Annotated in this window: 16 protein-coding genes; 7 read left to right on the forward strand and 9 right to left on the reverse strand. The window is 45.4% G+C overall.

Annotation, left to right across the window (positions count from 1 at the left end; translation table 11 throughout):
- Positions 1–193: 193 nt before the first annotated feature.
- On the forward strand, positions 194–664 hold the full coding sequence (locus GJR95_RS20995) for a hypothetical protein (RefSeq protein WP_162387725.1): 471 nt from the start codon (positions 194–196) through the stop codon (positions 662–664).
- Positions 665–774: 110 nt separating this feature from the next.
- Complete coding sequence (locus GJR95_RS21000; protein WP_162387726.1) at positions 775–2013, forward strand: LysM peptidoglycan-binding domain-containing protein; 1239 nt, start codon at positions 775–777, stop codon at positions 2011–2013.
- A 394-nt stretch (positions 2014–2407) separates the two neighbouring features.
- On the opposite strand, the gene GJR95_RS21005 is transcribed toward GJR95_RS21000, so the two are convergent.
- Together GJR95_RS21005 and GJR95_RS21010 are read right to left on the reverse strand one after the other, a co-directional pair.
- Positions 2408–3079 carry a hypothetical protein gene (locus tag GJR95_RS21005; RefSeq protein ID WP_162387727.1) on the reverse strand — a complete coding sequence of 224 codons (672 nt, stop codon included), beginning with the start codon at positions 3077–3079 and terminating at the stop codon, positions 2408–2410.
- 152 nt (positions 3080–3231) lie between these two features.
- The gene (locus GJR95_RS21010; protein WP_162387728.1) at positions 3232–4659 is read right to left on the reverse strand and encodes a hypothetical protein; all 1428 of its coding nucleotides are present in this window, start codon (positions 4657–4659) and stop codon (positions 3232–3234) included.
- Between the two features lie 1006 nt (positions 4660–5665).
- On the opposite strand from GJR95_RS21010, the gene GJR95_RS21015 reads away from it, so the two are divergent.
- The 3 genes from GJR95_RS21015 to GJR95_RS21025 all read left to right on the forward strand — a co-directional run bounded on the left by GJR95_RS21015 (position 5666) and on the right by GJR95_RS21025 (position 8923).
- Positions 5666–6961: a serine hydrolase domain-containing protein gene (locus tag GJR95_RS21015; RefSeq protein ID WP_162387729.1), complete on the forward strand. Its 1296-nt coding sequence runs from the start codon at positions 5666–5668 to the stop codon at positions 6959–6961.
- A gap of 116 nt (positions 6962–7077) precedes the next feature.
- Positions 7078–8274, forward strand: coding sequence for a hypothetical protein (locus GJR95_RS21020; protein ID WP_162387730.1), 1197 nt, complete (start codon positions 7078–7080; stop codon positions 8272–8274).
- A gap of 418 nt (positions 8275–8692) precedes the next feature.
- Complete coding sequence (locus tag GJR95_RS21025; RefSeq protein ID WP_162387731.1) at positions 8693–8923, forward strand: hypothetical protein; 231 nt, start codon at positions 8693–8695, stop codon at positions 8921–8923.
- Positions 8924–9064: 141 nt separating this feature from the next.
- On the opposite strand, the gene GJR95_RS21030 is transcribed toward GJR95_RS21025, so the two are convergent.
- Complete coding sequence (locus GJR95_RS21030; RefSeq protein WP_232541287.1) at positions 9065–9706, reverse strand: DNA/RNA non-specific endonuclease; 642 nt, start codon at positions 9704–9706, stop codon at positions 9065–9067.
- Between the two features lie 489 nt (positions 9707–10195).
- Here GJR95_RS21030 and GJR95_RS21035 point away from each other — a divergent pair, with 489 nt between their 5' ends.
- Complete coding sequence (locus tag GJR95_RS21035) at positions 10196–11056, forward strand: hypothetical protein (RefSeq protein WP_162387732.1); 861 nt, start codon at positions 10196–10198, stop codon at positions 11054–11056.
- 681 nt (positions 11057–11737) lie between these two features.
- Here the strand turns inward: GJR95_RS21035 and GJR95_RS21040 are convergent.
- The 5 genes from GJR95_RS21040 to GJR95_RS21060 all read right to left on the reverse strand — a co-directional run bounded on the left by GJR95_RS21040 (position 11738) and on the right by GJR95_RS21060 (position 15478).
- Positions 11738–11926 (reverse strand): hypothetical protein, encoded by a 189-nt coding sequence (locus tag GJR95_RS21040; RefSeq protein WP_162387733.1) that lies wholly within the window; start codon positions 11924–11926, stop codon positions 11738–11740.
- A 103-nt stretch (positions 11927–12029) separates the two neighbouring features.
- On the reverse strand, positions 12030–12215 hold the full coding sequence (locus GJR95_RS21045; RefSeq protein WP_162387734.1) for a hypothetical protein: 186 nt from the start codon (positions 12213–12215) through the stop codon (positions 12030–12032).
- Between the two features lie 71 nt (positions 12216–12286).
- The gene (locus GJR95_RS21050) at positions 12287–14020 is read right to left on the reverse strand and encodes an SMP-30/gluconolactonase/LRE family protein (RefSeq protein WP_162387735.1); all 1734 of its coding nucleotides are present in this window, start codon (positions 14018–14020) and stop codon (positions 12287–12289) included.
- Positions 14021–14473: 453 nt separating this feature from the next.
- Positions 14474–14842, reverse strand: coding sequence for a hypothetical protein (locus GJR95_RS21055; RefSeq protein ID WP_162387736.1), 369 nt, complete (start codon positions 14840–14842; stop codon positions 14474–14476).
- 225 nt (positions 14843–15067) lie between these two features.
- The gene (locus GJR95_RS21060) at positions 15068–15478 is read right to left on the reverse strand and encodes a hypothetical protein (protein ID WP_162387737.1); all 411 of its coding nucleotides are present in this window, start codon (positions 15476–15478) and stop codon (positions 15068–15070) included.
- Positions 15479–15675: 197 nt separating this feature from the next.
- On the opposite strand from GJR95_RS21060, the gene GJR95_RS21065 reads away from it, so the two are divergent.
- Positions 15676–16593 (forward strand): RHS repeat protein, encoded by a 918-nt coding sequence (locus GJR95_RS21065; protein ID WP_162387738.1) that lies wholly within the window; start codon positions 15676–15678, stop codon positions 16591–16593.
- 295 nt (positions 16594–16888) lie between these two features.
- On the opposite strand, the gene GJR95_RS21070 is transcribed toward GJR95_RS21065, so the two are convergent.
- Positions 16889–21085, reverse strand: coding sequence for a fibronectin type III domain-containing protein (locus GJR95_RS21070; protein WP_162387739.1), 4197 nt, complete (start codon positions 21083–21085; stop codon positions 16889–16891).
- Positions 21086–21126 lie beyond the last annotated feature (41 nt).

The following is a 21126-nucleotide window of genomic DNA, read 5'->3' on the forward strand; positions in this document are numbered from 1 at the left end:
TGAGCCACGACCTTTACAAGAGGCACGGTTTATCAAACTCAAGAGCAACCAACTACTAGTCGGTTCGCTTTTGAGCACCAGAGGCAATGGAAAGAAGAAAGTAGAAAGATAATCTTCCGGTGGGCTCACTCGTCATCACGCTTCTTTTAAGTATGAACGATTTTGAAAAGATCTGTTATCCGTTAGAAATACCATGAAAACCAATCCCAAATCCACAAAAATCTGGGCCATCGGCCTGTTTTTTCTGATCGGAGTCCTGGCCTACCCGCAGGACGACAACACCGACAACGAGGCCATAGAAACCAGTAGCGAAACTGATCAGGTAGCGCAGTGGCGACAAATTCTGTCGGGAACCCGGCTTAACTATTTCCATACGTACCGGTCGTCTACCGGAGGATTTACCCGGGTTCAGAAACTGGATTTATGTCCGCAGGGCTTTTATAACTTCTATGGAGAGGCCAGTTTCGATATGTCAGGTCCTAAAACGGAATCGGGCACCTGGAGTTTGCAGGCCCGCTCAGGAAGCGTTCAGCTTGTGCTTACGGCTGAGAATGGGCAACCGGGGTACTTCCAGTTAGGAATGGATAATAAGCAAAATATACTGCTTGGAAACCGCTCATACATTCCCGCAAAAACGGGGAAATACGGCCCTGTCTGCAATTAATTAGGACAGCATAGTATGACCAGATTCGTTACGCCCGGCGGCGGTCAATTTGCCTGAAATCACCACGCTGAAGCGCCAGTAAAATAGGCCCTTAAACTGAAGAACTCCATATGGCTGAAGGAATGATGATTGGATCCGAATGCGCCGATTGGTGGGCAAAGCGGAATAAAGCGTATCACGCTGAATTGGAACAGTATATTCTTGAGAATCCGGGTAATTTTGCGGTCTATATCGCCACCGCTAAAGCGAGTGGCGCTGACTACCTCAACACCATGTATGTTGATCTGGCACGAATTGGGGAAGGGGCTGCTGATGGATCGCTAAAGGGCGCCGTACAAGATTTTCTGCGCGTATTAAATTTTGTTCCACAGGGTAAAGTTTTAAAGGAGTCAGCCACCTATTTCAGGGCAATTGTTCAACAATTCACTAATTTAACTATATGGCGTTGGCTTAGGGGTGGGTTATGTGCTCCCATTGCCATTGGACAAGCCCTCCAGCGCGCTGGTTATCGAATCGCAATTAGTGTATCTGAAATCGCTAAGGCAATCGGTATTCCCTTAGAGACGATAGCTACATCTGGGACACCCAATAGGCTCATTGCTGATGCCTTGAGAAGGTTAGGTGTAGTTTTTTCTGAGATTGATACAGCACGACGACGAGGGCTTACTTCCTTCGAAGAATTAAAGCGGCTAGCTATTCAGGAGGATCGGCCGCTTCTTGTTGTACTTAAATCTTTAGAGAACAATGTCGGCCACTTAATTCTTGTCAGTAAGACCCTAAGCGGAATTAAAATCATTGATCGCTATGGACTTTTCAATAGTTTAGATGAGCTGTCTAAATTCTATAGACAAGGCACCTTCGTCGTCAATACATCACAGCCCCTGTTTTCTATTGTCAATGCAGTTGTTGATGAAAAACTCATTTACTTAGCCAATCAGGCAGGCTTACTTGCTGTACTGGTTCGGCAATCGCTGGCCGTGTTCGACATCAACTTCGCCAAGTTTTCGTCCTCAGAAGCACTTGATGCAGATTTTGAGAAATTTCTTGACGCGAAAGGCAAAAAGCCCCCTGCTGTATTAGGGGATATAGTTATAACGGGTGGCTATCGAATTGAGGTAATACCAAGTGATCCAACGCGGTCATCCCTGTCTGCCATTGCAAGAGCACAATACGGTGCTGTGGATTTATGGCCACTGATTTTTGATTTAAACAAAGAGGTCATTGGAAAGAATCCGAATCGATTGGTTGCAGGAACCAAACTCCTGTTATTACCAATCGAACGATACTCTACTACTGAGCTTAATGATGCCCGTAAGCGATCTCCCACATGGCGTAATTATCCGAGTTAGTAACAGTGATTTACCCACCTAAAATTCACTACCGTGGGTATCTGACGAAACCAGAGTCCCAGTCGCGTTTAATTACCCACTAGTTGATTCCAGGTGTAGGATGTGTAGAAAATGTAGTTTTTAAAAACATCTTTTATTTTTTTTTAGCTCCACGAGTTTCAGGTGCAGATCAATGAGTTTATTGAAAAGCGGGTGCAGGAAATGGAGGGGTGAATTGGGTACCTATAATATATTGATTGAGGATAGGTTTTGTGCGATTGATTAAAAGCTTTGTACTGATTGATCTGGTAGATATTCTTTAGAAGGTGAATTCTGCCAACAAAAACCGACTAAGACTCAGAAAGCTATCTTGTTAAGCCACGTATTCTACATAAACGAAACCCTTTGCCAGGTTTTATAATTTGGGGGACATGGCTGCTATAGCACTATCATAGTTGATTTTTGTCAAAAGCTCATTTAATAAACTGGTTTTTTGTTCTTTCGATAATTTTTCGCCGAAGGTAATTTGCAGTTTAGCGAATCCATTTATTAGTATGCCGCAAATCGGATAATAATCACTGTTAGCTTCTCTGTCATCTATTGAAATAATTAATACTTCATTTTGAGGACTCAATACACGTGTTTCAATGTTGGGTTTGGACGCTTGAGCTATATATTCCCTTAACTCCCAAGCGGAAAAGGGCTGCCTATGGGAAAATTTATAAAATACAGTCATCTTGTTGCCATACTTAAATCTACCAAGTTCATAAAATGACTGTTGCCCACCTGTATCAAATTTTAAAGCTTCCGATCCAATTGTGGCAGGTAAAAACTTTTCTGCTTCTGGATAAGGAATATAGCGATCTCCAGGAGAAGCTTGGGTAAACTCCTCAACATGATCCCAATATTTTTGTGTTGATAGGACAATCGCTTGAGTATTGTTCAAAAGAGCCTCTTCTCGGCGTTTTACGTTCTTTTTCTCTTCGCTTGATAACTTAGTCAAAACGGGATTGACCTCACCTGATGAACCCTTTTCGCTAGTGCATGAAAAGAACAATCCAAAAAGCAGAATAAAAAATACTGACAATGTGCAACGTGTGTTTATTCGTAAGTTGGTAGAGTTACTCATCCGATATAATGATAAGGGGTTATATGGGCCAACTATATGATAGTAACAGTGGCCAATGGGGTATATATTTTAAGCCTGTGAAAGCCTTCCTGATACTTAAGCAAAGTGTTTTACCTAGCCTCATCGTCCAAAAATGGATATTCAAGGCTATATAGATTTGGGAGTGATGTTACTTGCTTGAGATTATCGCCATTTGAAGAGCAAGTAAACAGATTGTTATTTGCCTGAAATAATATCATCTCAGCGTCCGCGAACCGAAGGACTTTATCTTTATCAACGTCGATTAAATAAGGTGTTATACGCTTAGCCTTCTTGGTATTCAAATCAATAATATATGTTCCCTGATTGGCCGTAGTTATCATTTCTCCGTTCACTATAGACCCTTCATCGGCTTTAAAGATTAGATGAGAATTATCTGTCCAGAAGGCTTCTGGTGCATAATTGGCTCCTCTCCACATATTCTTTTTCAGATTCATCGGAAGAAAAGATTCTTTATACGTTTCAGAATCGTGTATGTATAAACCACTCGTAGGGCCTTCGCCACCAGCCTGGAACAAATATTTTCCATTAGGCGAAAGGCGGGCTTTAGCTGAAGTCCAAATGGTACTCAGATAAGTAGGATGTTTGTACGCCGTTACTTTCCAGTTAACAGCATTGCTTTTAATCGGCGAAAGATCAATTATTTGGTACCCATTCGATGCCTGACGAATAAGTTTAGTCTGTTCAGCATTTAGCCAATGTTCTGCCCCTCCTGGAAAGCCAAAAACAGGTTTTCGGGTTTCTAAACTCCAAACTTTATCGTCTTTCCCAAATGGCCCCCCGGATGCATACACAAAACGAGTGGCTTTACTGCTAATTGGCACAAATCCATATTTACAGCATTGCTCAAATGTCCCATCCTGTGTATTGATGATGTAGCCTCCAGCTAACAGTGTCTGCTGTCTCATGTAGGTTTCACCGCCCTGAATCACCCCAGTTTGGGTAACCTGATGTACATTCGAAACGGCGCCTGTTTCTATATTGAAATCCCCTATCCAGGCATCGCCGTTATTGAGATAATAGACATGTAATAAGTCCGCTGATAGGGTTAAACCTGAGCCGATACCGTTTTTATTTAAGTTGAGAAGCTTATTATAAAGAATTGTACCATTGGTTGAAACTTTAATCACTCTTGTGCCTAATGAGGAATTTGTGGTCGTGTAGATAGAATTATCATGCAAAAAAGTTGTTCCCTCTGGCCACCAGGCAACTTCCTTCATTGTACGTATATCAACAACCACAATTCCAGTCTGTAATCCAGCTTGTGTCGATAGACCACTAGGGGGATAGCCCTTCAGGCTATACTGAGAGGGTTGGAACATATTAGTACGCCTAAGAATAGCGTAATATTTAAAATCTTCTGACTTAAGCGCCCCAGCTTTGCCAGTCGATGGAACGGGAGTAGATGAGGCCCTATTTTGAGCGAAAACAGCAGGCTTACCAATAATCAGCAATAGGGTAGATAGTAACCCCCAAATAAAGTGAATAGGCTTAAACATAAAGTGTGGATTGACGTGATTTATCTTCTTTTATACCCAAACATGAAGCGTTACATCGGCGCGAAACCGTCCTTACCGAGCTGCATAATCAGGAATTAGCTCTGTCAGCCGATACTACCTTGACAGTCACCACCTGTCTTTTAGGGACATTTGTAGTATAAATTGAAGGACTAAGATGGGCATAAAAGTTAGCTGCGGAAATACAGTTAATAATCAATAAACTACGTATAGCTTCGCAGTTTCTCATTAAACAGAGGGATTAGGTTTACTGAGTAACAAATCAATGGATTGACCTTTAAACTTCCAATGTTTCTTTCGCCATGTGAGTTAACGGTGGTCCTAAGAATATATGTCACTTATAGAAAACAGAAAAGTGGTGATAGTGGTGAAAGTGAGGCTCGAAAAACATATTTATTTTTTGATGCAAAACCTGTAGGTTGGGATCTCAGTACCAGCATTTGGGATAAAAGTACCTGTCTATGTCCCGGCTACTAATGGCAGTCAATAGCAGTCTCCAACCATCCTTTTTGTACATTTTATCCACAGGTCAGAGGGGATAGCTGTGGATAACGTTGAAAAAGGGTGTATAGGGGTCCCTTTTCTGAGCAAAATCACCTTTTGGGGGGCTCTGACACAGGAGTCCACCTTTTTGACACAGGAATCCACCTCTTCCTCTGGAAATACCTCTACCATTGTCCGGCTGTTTGATCCTCACTTAAACCAGCCAGCCTTTGCCTCATGAGGTTTACTTCGTTCCGTCATTTCCGACCAGGCTTGAAGTTTGTTCCAAGCCGCTCGCCTCCAATTTATTTTCGGCTGGGATCTCTATTCGGGTTATCCTCGGCCACTCGGACCTCAGTCGCTTACGGGCCTAGGACTACTACCATCTGCACGGGGCTGGTTGAGGCTCGATCAATACGGGTTACCACTACCTGTAGGTAGAACGGCTTCTCACAACTACCGTACGAGTATCATTCTTTTTACAAAACAATTGCTCAATAAACGTATGAAACCTAACTTTTCTACGGACCCGAGTCGTCTGCTCGATTTTTCACGAACGTCTGTTCGTACCGTTTTCTTCCGCTCTTGCCTGACAGCTGGGTTGACCGGATTGCTGGTTGGCTGTAGCGTAATTAACCTGGACGATCATCCTATTCTCCCGGCTCAGAGGGTTCAGCAAGCCGTCGATAAGGTTCGCGCTGAGCTACAGAATGCCCTCCAGAATCAGGTGCCCTCTCTGAATGTGCTGATTCAAACGCCAAGCCAAAAAATCTTTGTCTCCTCGGTGCCCCCGGGCGGTACCCCCATGACCGAAACGACTAATTTCCGCTTCGCCAGCAACACCAAAACGTTTACGGCCACCGCCATTATGCATATGCATCAGAGGGGCTGGCTGAATTTTAAAGCCCACATCACCGACCTAATTCCCGGCACGAACATCCCTTATGTGCCCAACACACCAGCGTGGGATTTTCCCTATAAAAATGAGATTACCATTGAGCAACTGCTCCAACATAGTTCGGGCGTATTCGATGTGGACAATGACCCGGTTCCCGGCTTCAATGGTACCTCCTTCACTGACGCTACCCAGACAGCCGATCCGACTCACCAGTTCAACACCCAGGAAATGGTGCAACAGCTAACGCTGCATCAGCTGTCCTACTTTGCCCCCGGTATGGGTTATCACTACAGTAATACCGGTTATTCCATCCTGGGCTATATTATCGCCCGGGTCTATTCGACTAAAAGTGGTAGCGAGAAAACCTATGACAACTATCTACAGGATCACATCGTAGGCCCCACTACGCCAGTACCCGTTGCTATTCGGTTTCCGGTCAGGGCCGATGATACGATCTTACCGGCTCCCCGTATTGAAGGGCTGGTATTGTCGCCCGGCCAGGCCATCTACTACGGCGATTATAACATGAGTGCGCAGGTAGGGGAAGGGAATGGGTATGGGACGATGCCCGCCCTGAATACGTTCATCCGCTCGCTGATGAAAGGCCAGAATGTGTTAACGCCCCAAACCGTGCAGCTCATGCAGACCGATGTTTCAGCAGCGAATAATTTGTATGGGCTAGGTATCCACATCCGGCCCGACCTGGGCTATGGGCACACCGGGGCGCGCATTGGCAATACGGCTTTGATCATTTACGACCCCCTGACCGACGTATCGGTGGTGGTTTATCTGCCTTTGTGGGATCTGACCCAAGGGCTGGATTCGTTTGAGAAAGGCCTGAATACCCTCTACGATGCAGCCTACGCGGCCCGCGTGGCCTTAGGCTATCCGGGCAAACCTTAAACCAAAACCTGGCAGGCCAATGCCTACTACCTGTGTTACCCAGGCCGTCCGCAGGATGGTCCTGCCTGACTGTGTCTTTTCCAATGTAAACTAAATCATATAAAATAAACCTCGCCATGCTATCACAAAACACCCCCAACAAACTAAGTCGCAGGAACTGGCTACGGGATGCCGCCCTGGCAACTGCCGGTACCGTTGTACTGCCCTCGCTTCTAACCGGCTGTACAGATCATCCTCCGGGCCTGGGGAGCAAACCACCACTGAGCCAGGCAGAATTGGATCTGTACGACGAGGCTGCCAAAAATTTATTACGTATGCGAGTCTGGAATGACGATCTATTCATATTTACCGGTGCTTATGAAGAGCGGGTGTGGGCGTTGTTAAAAGGTGGCGCAGAGCCCTCGGACTGGACAAAGATTATCGTAGAGATCTTTACGGATATAGGGTTTGGGATCTTAGAAGCAGCGGTAGAAGAATTTCCGGGTGTGGGGCCGATCATTGCCGCTACGGCTACGCAAATTGAGAAATGGGGACTCGAGGCAAAAACAGAAAAAGGGGTAGATGCTGCCTTTGGCGGTTTTAAGGCGGGTTACGACGATATGATGACGGCAGTTTCCAACAGTCTGCTTACACTGGCAAGCAGCGAAAATAATTACGCCAATTTGCAGGCCGCGTTTGCGAAGGGGGATATTGACTTTATGGGCAAAAAATACACCCTCAAGGATTTGGCGGAAAACCATTTCCCAGATGGCAGCGTCCCGGCAGATAGTGCTCAATACGAAGCACTACGGAATACTGCCTTGCTTCGATTCAAAAAATACATTTGGAATGCGATGATCATTCAAGCTGGCAACATGACTTACCATTATCTTGGGGTACATGAAGCGGGTTACTACGCGGGCGGTGCAAATGAACATGTACGCGTTAATTATTATAGCCAGCCGGGTTACGAAGGGAGTTATGTACGGGGCGTTTATGGTGGTCCTACCCTTGATACGTATACATTTGAAGAATTTTATTTTGAGTTCGATGGTAAAAAACTTTCAGCTGATGCTGCCAAAGAATTATTTATCGATTCGACTCCCGGTCACATCATCAATCCAGCCCCCAACGATAAGACAAAGCCATTAACGGGTTTGTGGCCTCGCGACTACATTTACAAACAATTCCATACAGAAAAGCCTGATTTTAATGGCTATTTCGATGTGTCAAAGGATGAGGTTGGACACAGCGACAAATACCTAGATTTCGATCCGGCCGCCGACAACTATGTATTCACAGGGGGAGATTTCCCCCAGTTAACGAAAAAATAGCGCCTGATAGAGGGGCAAAGTGTCGTTTCGGGCCTGGTTAACGTCCCTGAGGTGTGTTTGCCGTACGGCAAACACACCCAACCTAAGTAACATAACCTCCTAGCTGGAGGATCTTACCAGTAGGAGTCCTGACGCTTAGGAATAAGCTCTGCTTTACGAACACCGTCCGGTATGTATGATCATCCTGGCTGACATATATCAGGACACGCGAACCAATTTCGCTCGTATAAAAGCATACTTCACCAGGGACCAGCACAAGCAGAATGAATGGTCAAATCAGGTAGGCTTAACGTTGTATACAACGGGCTGGAAGCAGTATTGAAGGCAAAATAAGAAGTTCTATGCCTCCCATTTACGAATGAATACTCGTTGTTTTTTGTTCTCTATATAGAACGTAAATAACTGTTTATAAGCCTGTATGGAGTCCATTAACCTGCATCAATTACTCCCGGTTTCAGGAGAGCGTAAACCGGCTCGGGCAACCCGTCGAAAGGTAAACGGTCCAGCCACTGCGGCCCTACTGATCAAGATGGCTACGGAGATTCTGACCGCATCGCCAACCCTTCGTCATCAAACCAACATCACTCTGACGGATCTAGCCGCTGCCGAGAAAGTACGAAAAGCCTTACTGAAGACATCTCTTAAATAAAGAGAGCCCGGACGATGAATCCGGGCTTTCTTGTTAATCGTTAGATAAATCCATTAGGTCAAACTACATCAGTCTTGTAATCTCTCTTTCATCTACTTTTGAGAGAAAATGGAAGCCAAACTTTCAATAGGTACTCTTCCATTATAATAAGGTGTTATCTATCTTTCCTTCTATCATCTTCTGGACGCCCTCAGGCAGGTTTGACAATAAATCATACCCTGTCTGCTTCTCTAGCTCATCGACACTTACACGGTAATTTCCCCAAGATTGCTCGCTTACTACATTGGTGTTGGGCATAAAGACCGCAATAATCTGCGTCTGAGTGGTTATTCGGCTTAAATCATCCGATCCTACCGGCAGCACAACGATCACCTTCCAGAGGGCTGCAAGACCCGTTAGCTTCCCATTAGCAAGACTACGCGCTGGGCCGTTATCGCCTTCACCACCTTTACCCTGGGTTCCGGCGATAATGTATAGTTCATTACCCTGGTCTAATAAACTCCGACAATAATCTTCCAGTCGGAGCCAGCTTTGCCGGTTGAGTTGCTGAGCCTGTGGCACAATATTGGTTAATAGGAATGTCGTCTTGTTTTCCTCGGTCGTACTGTCCCGATCATCACTGGGGCAGAGGTGGCCTCTATCGAAGCCGGTATTCGTGTAATCGCTGTGTTTGACCTGATACCAACTAGCGGGCAACGAGTGATCTGTGGTGAAGTTGCCCGAGTAGCGGGTAGCTGATCCTTTCCAGGCGGAACCCAAATGCCAGCTGCACCAATTAGCGATACCAGTCGACTGATTATACGATAAGCTGTAGGTAGGCCGGCAATCAGATAGGCATTGGGACTAATCTCGCTCAGCCTGGCTCCATCGGGATTACCCAAGACCATGTTATCATCGCGAGTCGGCGTGGTATTCTGAGGAACAGGTACGGATGGTTGCTTACACTGCGCCAATGAAATAAGTAAAAATAGGACACTAAAAAGCCGAATGATCGGAAAGTACGATTTAAACATCTATACCGATGCAAAAGGAATATACCACTATAACTTTCCAAAAAGTCAGAAAAACAATTGATCCCAAGTAACTGGTTATACCAATTCCGAAAGCTCAAAAGTACTGTCCATTTATTTCCGCAATTAAAAGATTTATATGGACAGCGCTGATCACGAATATAGGAGCAACTTACAGCTTCTAGTAGAACTATACGTTGCAAGCCTTATTAACTATCCATCCATTGCGAGTACGCTGTTTTTGCTCTAAACATTTCTTGCCATGACACATAAGTTCGAGTCCCTTCTTCACCCTGAATTAGCCCGGCGTATTAAACTGGTCATGGCCGATTTAGTATCTAGAGGCTGGCATCCGTTCATACCTGAAATATATGGAAAAGAAGGAACGGGTTATCGATCGGTTGCGGATCACCAAAAACTTAAAGCAGAGCATCCTGATCGCACAGGTGCAAAATTTAGTTTTCATAACGTTACTGACCGGGCAGGCAATCCTCAAGCAATGGCCGTTCACGTTACGGATCGTAGTGTTGGCAGCGATCCCCCCAGGAACCACGCCTTTATTCAGGATTTACAAGTTTTAAGCGAACGACATGGCTTGCTAACAGGTAATACATGGGTAGACCCATGGGATCCACTCCATGTTCAACTGTATGAGAATGATCTTAAAGCGGGAGTACAGCAGGGGAAGAGGCCTTCCTTTATGGATGCTCGATTGAGGTTACTACCTCCCGTTCTTGGCTTTAAACCGCATCCGACTTACCTTCCGCCAAGAACCACCGCTAATTTATTGGCTGGGGAAGTTTTTCTGCTAGATAGTACTACAACTTTATTCCATTCATTATATCAGCCAATGGCGACTAATCTACCCTCGCTAGCTGACTCATTCGACTCGTCAACGAATTTTCCTAGATTAGCCTATCCTGATTTTGGCCATAATGTGGCAAGTAGCCCTGGCTGGCAGCAGTCTATACCAGAACTCAAAATGCCCGCTATTCATCTGGGCGCTTTTCAATTAAGACAGCCCCCCCAGACATGGGGTTCTGGTTTTTTAGCCTTTACGAGAGAATTTCGATTTAATCAACCTCAATTAGGTCAGTCCTTAAGATCAACGAACTGGCCTTAGTCTAGTTAGGTTGAAACTGCATCAATTTCCAGGAGTCGATCCGACCCACTCGAACATATTGCGAATCTATCGCTGATCGTTATCGTCTTCAAAGTTCAACTAGATCTAAAAAATAAATAGGCCGGGGGAACCGCCAGCTCAACTCTGGCCAAACCAAGAACCAACGTGGTTTCTTGATTAATACAAATATAAGTCTTGTTATTGAGTAGGTATTCTTACCGCAATGTTATTTTAATATCCGTCACCTATTCCGTCACCTATGTTATTGTAACATTGTAAAGATGCTGATATTTAAATACTTATAGGTATAAGTACAAGTCCCGTCGAGACCACTTAATATTCTGATTTTTTCAGGTATTTATTGGCTTAGCTAGCGTATTGTATCAGTTATTATGTAGGCGTAGTTTTACTTCTCTTAAGCGCCTATTATAGTATCTGGTTGATCTTTTTCGTGGGCTAGATGCAAACCCCTGGAAAGTACACTTTCACCGTAACAATTGTACCCGACTTTTCCAGATACGAGCGCTCTATAAATCAATTTCCTATTGGTTATTGTAGATTTTCCTGAATAGGTGCGTACGAATTGTACAGAAATCATGACGTACCCAGAAGAAGGACACGGCTATGCCTGGCAATCGATGATTTTACAATCGTTTGCTGGCTTACTGGAAGGCATTTAGGTTAATAATTTCGTCGCTTACGATCCAATGAGGCTTGAATCTCAACCCAGGCTTTTGCCTTTAATTGTTGATGCAGCTCTTTATCCCTTGGTACGAATGTGCTACTCTGGTGCTTTTCACTGTGAGACTTTATCTCCCAGTAATTTGCGTCCGACGTATCGGGAATGGATGTGTAAACAGGCTGGCTCATGGTTGTGATCAGGAATAGATTATAGACTTCTCAATATAAACGAAATCAAGAGAGTCCTTAGCATAGAAAGGCTAGTTTTGACGCAAATTCAACCATAACCTGTTCAGGTAGGCCACTTTTCCAGGCCAGCGGCAATGCGCAAAGCCCGCTGCACATCTTCCCAATAATAGCCACTATCATAGCCCGTAGATAAACGGTCACAAATAGTCAGAAAATCATTCGCGGCATCGATCCGTTGTTGCTCGGGCGATGGTAAATTCGGCTCTATCTGATCAGATAATCCTTCCATGTATCAAAAATACCAAATTTCAATTGTCGCCCATGATAGCTATCAGTTGAATTTGATTAGGTGGCGATTTATCAGTTAGGTGATAGACCTCTTACTTTTAATTTACGTCGATATACCTTGGCTCCACATGTTACGTATAGGGTGTCAAAGTTTTTGCCACCAAAGCATAAATTGGAAGGATAACCTGTTGGAGTGGGTATAATCGCATTGACCCGGCCTGTCTGATCAAGAACCTGGATACCTAGTCGTGTGGCCACATAGACACGGCCTGCACTATCGCACTTCAGTCCATCTGGCCAGGCATTTTCGGCGGTATCAGGAACATGAAGCCACCCATAGCGTTGCTTATGAGTCAGTTGCCCATCGGGCAGGACCTGGTAAGCCCATATCCAGTGCGAGGCCGATTCAGCTACATATAATTGACGCTGATCGGGTGTGAAGGCCAGCCCATTGGCGAGCTTTAAGCCCGTTGGCGCTTCACCGCCGTCAACCACTACTTTCTGGCCGTCGGGTCTGATCAGATAAATTGTGCTTGGCTTGTCAATTCCATCCGGAGAAGTAATGTATAGATTTCCATTTTTTGCCACCGTAATGTCATTGCCCGATAGCCCCTCTACTACTACAGTCTCTTTTTCTGAACGATCGTATCGATATACCGCATTAGTCCGGCTTGATACGGTATATCGCTGCCCTGTAGTACTGTAGGCTGTGCCTGCCGCTTTTTTGGAATCGGTATTAATGCTGACAGGTTTGCCTGTCTGGTCAACTTTAAACGTTTTTCCGTTTAATACGTCCTGAAAAACCACTTCACCTGCCTCATTTGCCGCTGGCCCTTCCGTAAAGGAGTAGCCTTCACCAACCAGTTCCCAGCCTTCATTAGGCTGTAGAATATCTAGTAGAAAAGGATTCTTAGTCTGTCCAGTTGTAACAGGTTTTGGGTAGTCTTTCCAGAGCCATCGCATAGCCTGGGGAAAGATAGCCGTACCATGCTGGCCGCTATGCCCGCCTTCGCCCCACACATGCTGCACCTCGTAGCCCGCGAAAATCAAGGCCCGGTCGATGGTTTCATTGGCTTTCCACCAATCGCCGACGAAATTATTCAGGTCATTGGTTCCATCCTGTAAAAAGACGCGAATAGGCTTTGGCTCATATTTGCGAATTAAAGTTGCGTATCGGTCGCCACCCCGTAGCCCAACGTAGGTCCCAATCGCACTAAATACTCTGGAAAAAGCTTCTGGATGTTCCCAGGCTGCGGTGAAGGCACAAACGGCTCCGCTACTTGAGCCACCAATGGCACGATCGTTGCCACTTTTCGAGAGTCGAATCGATCGGCCATCACTGGTCTTTTGCTTTTCAACCTCGGGTAAAATCTCGTCTAAAATAAACCGGGCATAAGCTTCGCCCAGGCCATCATATTCAAAACTCCGATTCAGCCGATCATGAGTAGGGTCGCCATCGACAACTCGCACCTTGCCGGGCATGACAAAAACACCAATGGTTACGGGCATTTCTTTTCGATGAATTAAATTATCGAAAACAGTGGGGGCCTTCCACTGAATGCCGTCCTGATTGACATATACACAAGCAGGTTTATCAGGACGGTATTGAGCAGGTACATAGATCCAATACTCGCGCCAGGTTCCAGGAAATCGTTTGGAATCCTGAAAAGTAAACTTCATAACTTCACCTTTAGGAACATTGGCCTGCTCAATTGAAGCCGAGTCAATGGGATACGATTCGGCCGCGGGCTGGGCGACTACCGATAAGTGCCCCAGAAAAAAAAGGAGGGAGAATAGCTTTTTCATTGTCGAAAGGAAGGGTAGGCAAAACGTGTATATTGGACACCTAATGAGAAGTCAGGCATGGAGAATACCTACTTTTAATCGTCTACTTTATGCTGCTTGTGGGTATTGTATTAAGTCGCCAGATTACGGCTTGAAGGAGTAGAGTGGACTGGATTTACTGTACGCAGGCAAAAATCGATTTAACCTGATGCTGTTGATTCTCAACCATAAAAAAGCCCCATCTAGCCAGTAGCAAAATGGGGACTTGACTAATTTCTCTAAAGCCCGTAATGCCCACTTTTGAACAATTCAGGATATTCAGTACATAAAGTAGACGGATAAATGCCTATTTACCCTTAGTCTATCCGTAGAAATAAATAAAAACGGGTGATTAGTGGCCGAACAGGGGTTCAGGAAATGAATATTATGGGCTAGTTGAATCTAGTCAAAGCTGCTGAAAACCGAACAGTTTTCTCATCGCTCAATTGGGCGGCCATCATCCAGAATCATATTAAATTCGATTACCCGTGCCATTTCTTCCTTGAAATGGGTATGGCGTATTTCGTCAATAATTCCCTCTGCTCTCTTTAAGTTTTTTTCCAGGGTTTCCCGATCCACCATTTTCAGGACGGGGGCTACCCGCAAGTTCGACTCATTGACAGTAGGCGAATAATCCTGCCTAAATCGAATATAGAAGTCATTAAAATAGATCCTTACCTGAGTCGAATGGCCATCGTCGAATGGGCTATACGCTTCCCAGTTGTGAATTAGCTCGCCGTTTAGGGCTACTTTATCAAGCGTTAATTGATTTGCTTTTTGCCGGATACTATCGATGGCTCTCATTGTTGATGCAGATTAGTTATAAACAAATATACCCAGTCAAATCCAGCTTTCGCTTAGCATTGCAGTCAATCGTAGGCTGTTTTTAACTATGAAATTGTATATACTCCCGGAAGCTGGGAACGGCATATGGTTTAGCGATCGAACCTGGTTTATGAACAAAAAGTGTATCCAGAGCGCAGGTAACGAAATTGTACTGTACGGATCACACAACTCCTAACGTGACTCCTATTGTGTTTTTTCCCGCTGGTTCGAAAGCCTTTCCCAGCCTGTAGCGGGGAAATCTGACCAAATCTTAAAATCAGGAATACTGTCCGGAACAGGATGGCCCATATACATCCTGCTCCAGCGCGGAACTTTTGAGCAATATTTAACTACATACCGGCTGCCTACTGGCTCTACCTTTAACTTATCAAATGTGTTTCTTCGCTGGCTACTGGCGTAAGTCCTGTTTGCTACATAATAGACATATTCGATGCCATACATACCCTTAGCCCCCTTATAAGGCGCTGTGACTACTCCAACCGTATAACTGGGGAAACAATAAATCATGGCCCACCGTACCGATTGATAAACCAGAAATAGGAGTATTCCTCCAAATAATGCCGTCTCAATATATTTCCTTACTGGCTTAGGCATAGCATTAAACGTCTCAATTTACCCTTTGCACTGTTATTCTGGAATCTATTGACTTTCCGGCTAATCTGTTAGCCGGAAGTTTTTCACATAAGTGGCTAGTTAATTATAAATGAGTAAGCTGTTCGCTACAGATGGCCAGGCCAGCTTACATTGTTAATAGCCTTATTCCAAATACACCTCATTTTCTTATACAAATCATGAAAAGCACACATTTATACCAATGGGTTACCGGATTACTGGTGATTTTAGCACTGTCTCAATGCGCCGATCATAGCCTTCTGGTGCCTCCAGGCTCACCGCCAGTCCGTTTGCGAGTCAAAACAATAACTCAGGAGTTACCCGATAATCGGTCCAAAATCAGCGCCTTTTCCTATGATTCACAGGGCAAGCTTAGCGCCATCCTGACCTATCAGACACCCGACAGTACTGTTTCTGAGGTTGAATATAGCACGTACTCTTATGATGAGCAGAACCGATTTACGCAGCTTCGGCATGAGGTCGTATTGTATCCCCGAGGTAGCTGGCCCAACCGGGTTGAGCAGTATTTATATTCGTATAACGCTACGGGCCAGGTTTCCAGAATACAGTATGTGAATGGACTAACCCTGACATTTAGCTACAATGGCGCCAATCAGCCGGTAGGTCATACAAGTAATTTTGCCACGGGTGGCCTTACGATCAATGGATCAGGGAGTTTCACGTTCACAGGCCATAACCTGACGGCCTATCAAACAACATTGAACATAACAGGGCATGGCGTAATGCTGCCAAGCAGTGGGTCTAACAATGTTTATACCCACGATGATAAAGTCAATCCTTTCTACGGGATATATGTTATTCCATCACCCTATCCCAATGGATTTGTTAATCTACAATCATCACCAGGGTCGCCCAAAGCCTATTTTGGCGGGATCGATAATGTGCTTAATTTGAGCCAGAACAATGTGTTGACCGAGAAGAATCCTTTGTCTGCTGAGGCCGAATCCATTTCCTATCAATATCAATACAATGCGGCTAATCTACCCGTTCTTCGGGTTAAGACATCCACTATGCCATTACCTGCTGGTAACCGGACCACTATAGAGACCCTGCATTTCGACTATGAATCCTATTAATGTCTGATTCGAATCAGCCTGTAGGTGTATTTCGCCATGTGCAAGTGAATAAAAGAGACAAGTTGGCATTTCGGTAAAAAGCAACGAGGGAAGACGCGAATTCAGCAAACACACAGCGGTTCTATTGTCATGAAAAATGACTTTTGGGTGAGTTTTTTTCAATCTTTTTGGCTCATCCATCGTTTGGTCAGGCAAAATCGAGCACTTTTGATTGCTGGGTTTCCCCCCAATTCGGGCATCATGCTGATACCAATTTTTCAAAACTGGTATCAGCATGATGCCCGATGATTAACCGTCAAAACCCTGTCTTCAATTGAGTATTGAGACTGTAGATCAGCCGCTGCCCGCTGTCGATGCTGACCTTCTTCGCAAAAACGATCAGATTGGTCGGGACGGTTACAAAATGTCTGATTTCAACGATATCGCTGCTGAGTGGTAATCGCCCGCATGACCAGATTGTAGGGTCTGTCCATAAACCCGTTTTAACGGTATACATACTCTGGCAAGGACTAAGCGTTCGGAAAATAACCGATGAAGAGAAGGCCGAGCTTTCAGAAGGCGAACAAATCGTTCGAATTTGCCACTCATAGGGGCCCGTTTCGGTCAAGCCTGCCACGTCAAAATAACCGTTTCCAAGTAGACTCGTCAAATTACTGAGTGTCGCCCAGTCGGTGGTTCCTACTGCCCGGTAACGCGCTTCGTAACGAGTCTCGGCTGTTGCACTATAGAAAGACCAGTTCAACCGGGCCGAGGTCGTTGCCAAATTGCTCGTATATAAACTTACCGGCGAACTGCAGGAATTAGTTGTAAAGTTTCGTATGTCCGAAAAATCAGAAGCAACATTGTTGCCGCATAACGTTCTTGCCTGCCATTCATAGGCGGTGTTTGCTGTGAGTCCCGATACTACCGTGTTGGTACTGGTTAGGTTACTGATCGTTGTCCAGCCCGTTGTTCCAGTGGGCCGGTATCGTACTTCATAATTACCAGCGGCTCCTGACAACTGGGCCCAGGACAACGTCGCTGAATTAGTCAGAACGTTGGCGAGCAGTCCGCCAGGAACACTACATTGCGTCGAGAATGTGGCTAATGGCGTAAATGACGAACCATTGGTCGCTGAACACATGGTTCTGATTTGCCATTCGTATTGTGTATTGTTGGTTAATCCAGTAATGTCAATATAGCCAACACCAGTGTCACTTGTCAGATTACCGACGAATACCCAGTTAGTAGTTCCAATGACCCGATAGCGGGCTTCATACCGAGTGTCGACATCTGCATGTTGAAATGACCAGTTTAATCGGGCGGTTGTCGGTGTTGTCGTAACAATAAGATTAGTTGGCGTTTCACACTGAGTAGCAAAATAAGAACTAGCCGAAAAGGCTGTGCTTTCGGTGGGTGAGCAAAGTGTTCTGATTTGCCATTCATAAAACCTATTGTAAATTAATCCGCCGATGTCCACATAACCATTGCCACTATCGCTGGTCAGATTTGAGAGCGTATACCAGCCGGGATTCGCAAAATCGTTGGTTGGCCGATATTGAATTTCATAACGCGTAGTAGCATCAGCGTTACCAAAAGTCCAACTCAGACGGGCCCCGTTATAGCTAATTGAGGCCACTAAATTATAGGGTAGGCTACAGGATGTTGTATTAAAGGTATTTAAGGATGAAAAATCTGAGTATGAGCCATTCCCGCATCGCACTCTGACTTGCCATTCATAACCAGTATTGCTAATTAAGCCTGTTATGGCGACGCTTGTGCTGGTCAGATTACTAACTGTGGTCCAATCGGTGGTTCCTGCCAGCCGATACCGAGCCTCGTAGCTAGAGCCAGATTCGTCAGAACTCCAGTTTAGCGTAGCTGACTTTAGCTTGGCAAGTGCATATAACCCGCTGGGCAAATGGCAGTTGGTTGTAAAGTTTGGACCAGCCGTAAAGGTCGAACTGGTAGAAGGCGAGCAAACCGTTCTAACCTGCCATTCGTATTGGGTGTTGCCGTTCAGACCCGTCAATGAGTAATATTGAGTCGTTATGCCATTGAGTATTGACCAGTCGGTAGCGCCTATGGTGCGGTAACGCAGATCGAACGATGAACCGGGATCGATAGTAACGCTCCATTGAAGTTGGACGAAGGAAGAATATGTGTTGCTTAAATAAAGACTGTTGGGGGCTGGGGCATAGCAGCCCGTTGTAAAGGTAACTGTGGTCGAATAATCAGTGTATGCACCTGGTGAGCAGAGTGTTCGGATGCGGGCTTCATAGGTGGTGCTGGCCAGTAAGTCGGTTATCGTTCGGGAATTATACGATGAGCCGGAATTATAACCAATAGCAGTCATCCAGTTAGGGTTGCCTGTGGGGCGATACTGTAACTCATAGATGCTGCCCGGCTCAGGAATGCCAGCATAGAACCAATATAGAATGGTTGATGTGTTGCTAGGGCTAGCAGTTAAGCCAGTAATTGCCAGACACAATGTAGTAAAGGTACTCGGAGTGGTATAGTTTGAGAACTCAGTCATGGAACAGATACCCCTGACTTGCCATTCGTACTGTGTGTTATTTGTTAAACCGGTCAGCGAAAAGGTTGTAGTTGTTAAACTGGCGACTGATGTCCAGTTAACTGTACCTACAGGGCGGTAACGGAGTTCAAATGTTTGACCTGGATCAAAACCTCCATACCAGCTTAACTGAGCCGAGATTGATTTTGGAATAGCGTTTTGCCCGGATGGAGCCTGACAGGAGAGCGTGGTGAACGACTGCGGACCAGCGTAGGTTGAACTGGCTGTAAGCGAACAAACACTTTGTACCTGCCATTCATAGGCAGTTAATGAGGTCAATCCTGTTAAGGAATAGGTTGGGGTCGTTATTCCTGTCACAGTAGTCCAGTTGGCAGCTCCCTGCTGACGCCATTGGAGAGTATACGCTGGGGAACTGCTACCAAACCACGATAGGTATGCCACAGTACGATTTGTCGAATAATAAATGTTTTGTGGGGCTGTACAGGGAGTAGAAAAACTAATGGGGCCGGAATACGCAGTACCGATTGACGCTTTCACCTGCCATTCATAGGCAGTACCCGGAGTCAAACCGAAAAGGGAGTTACTTGTACCTGTGATGTTAGCAACAGTGGTCCAGGTCGCGCTTCCTACGGCTCGCCACTGTACATCGTAGGTTAGGCCTGAACCCAGGCTATTCCAACTCAGGACCGCACTATTCGCCGTAATGTTGTTTGTGACCAGGCCGGTTATCGAAGGAATTGTCGTGTCAACGTTAGCCGTTGAGCTTATACTGCCTGTAGTTGTGTTGGACGGACGAACGCGGTAATAATAGACTGTTCGGTTGTCAAATTTGGTGTCTGTAAATGTTGTTACATCTGGGCCTACTCCCCCAATGGACGCAAAGCCCGATGTGGGGGAGGTAGAGCGTTCAATGAAGTAACCCATCTCATTGTTGGCATTGTCCTGCCAGTTGAGTACAATTGATGTCAGCGTAAAATTAGCCGTCAGGTTACTGACTGGTGCGACATTCGTAGCCGGGGCATCGAGCGTATAAGCTGTATGGGTCTGACGGAGGGCCAATCCGGCCTGCATCCGATCGTACTGCCCCGGCGTAAAATCATGCGTACAGGGGAAATAATACGACATGATATTGGTAATGGAGGGCGTATAGTACTCATTATGAGCATCGTGGGCGAAGCTGTTCGGATTGTATTGAGGGCAATTGTTGACATAGGTAACATCAGCCCCATACATGCCATAGGGATCGGCAGGCGTATCGCAGATCAGATCGCCATCGGTTGTGCAGTTGGCCCCGGCTCCCCGAGTGACCAGTTCGGTCGAAGTTGCAATACCATTGTTATTGCCAAATGTATGGTAGAGGTTAAAGTTATGGCCTAATTCATGGGGTATTATCCGGTCACTGGCATCGTTGATATCCGCTTCCGTGCTATTAAATACCCCAATAAAAGAGCGTGTTGTAACGATGTTATTGGCAGGGTAATAAGCGTAGCCGCCTACACTGGCAGAAAAGCTATGAATGTAATACTGGTTCATTGCATTGGCAGCATCACGACTATCTACCGTTGACCCTTCCGGATACGGAAAACTGTTGAATAGGCCATCGTTATCGATGTAATCGGGTGTAGTACCGGCAAAGTAAAACTGGATGCCAAAGCCATTGAGCAAATAATAGCTATTCGTAGCCGCCATCATCCGATTCAGATTAGCAAGACTCAGACCACCACTGCCATCACTCCGGCGAACAATATGGGGGCGAATGGGAATATACGTTATATTCGTAAATACAGCTCCGGAAGCTCTCTTTTCTTGTAGTGCCAGATTGGCTTGCTGGACAAGCGATAGGGCCTGTGCGGGGGTGAGGTCTACTGTACCACAAAGAGTTGAATTAGAAATTGGGCCGGTTTGAGCCCAGCTTGTTTTTCCGGTAAGTAGTCCTAAAAGCCCAACGATTAGTAAAAAAGCGGCATATTTTGTCATTTTATTTGTAAAAAATGATATTTTATTAATACAAGTTATCT

It is taken from the genome of Spirosoma endbachense, assembly GCF_010233585.1.
Lineage (GTDB): Bacteria > Bacteroidota > Bacteroidia > Cytophagales > Spirosomataceae > Spirosoma > Spirosoma endbachense.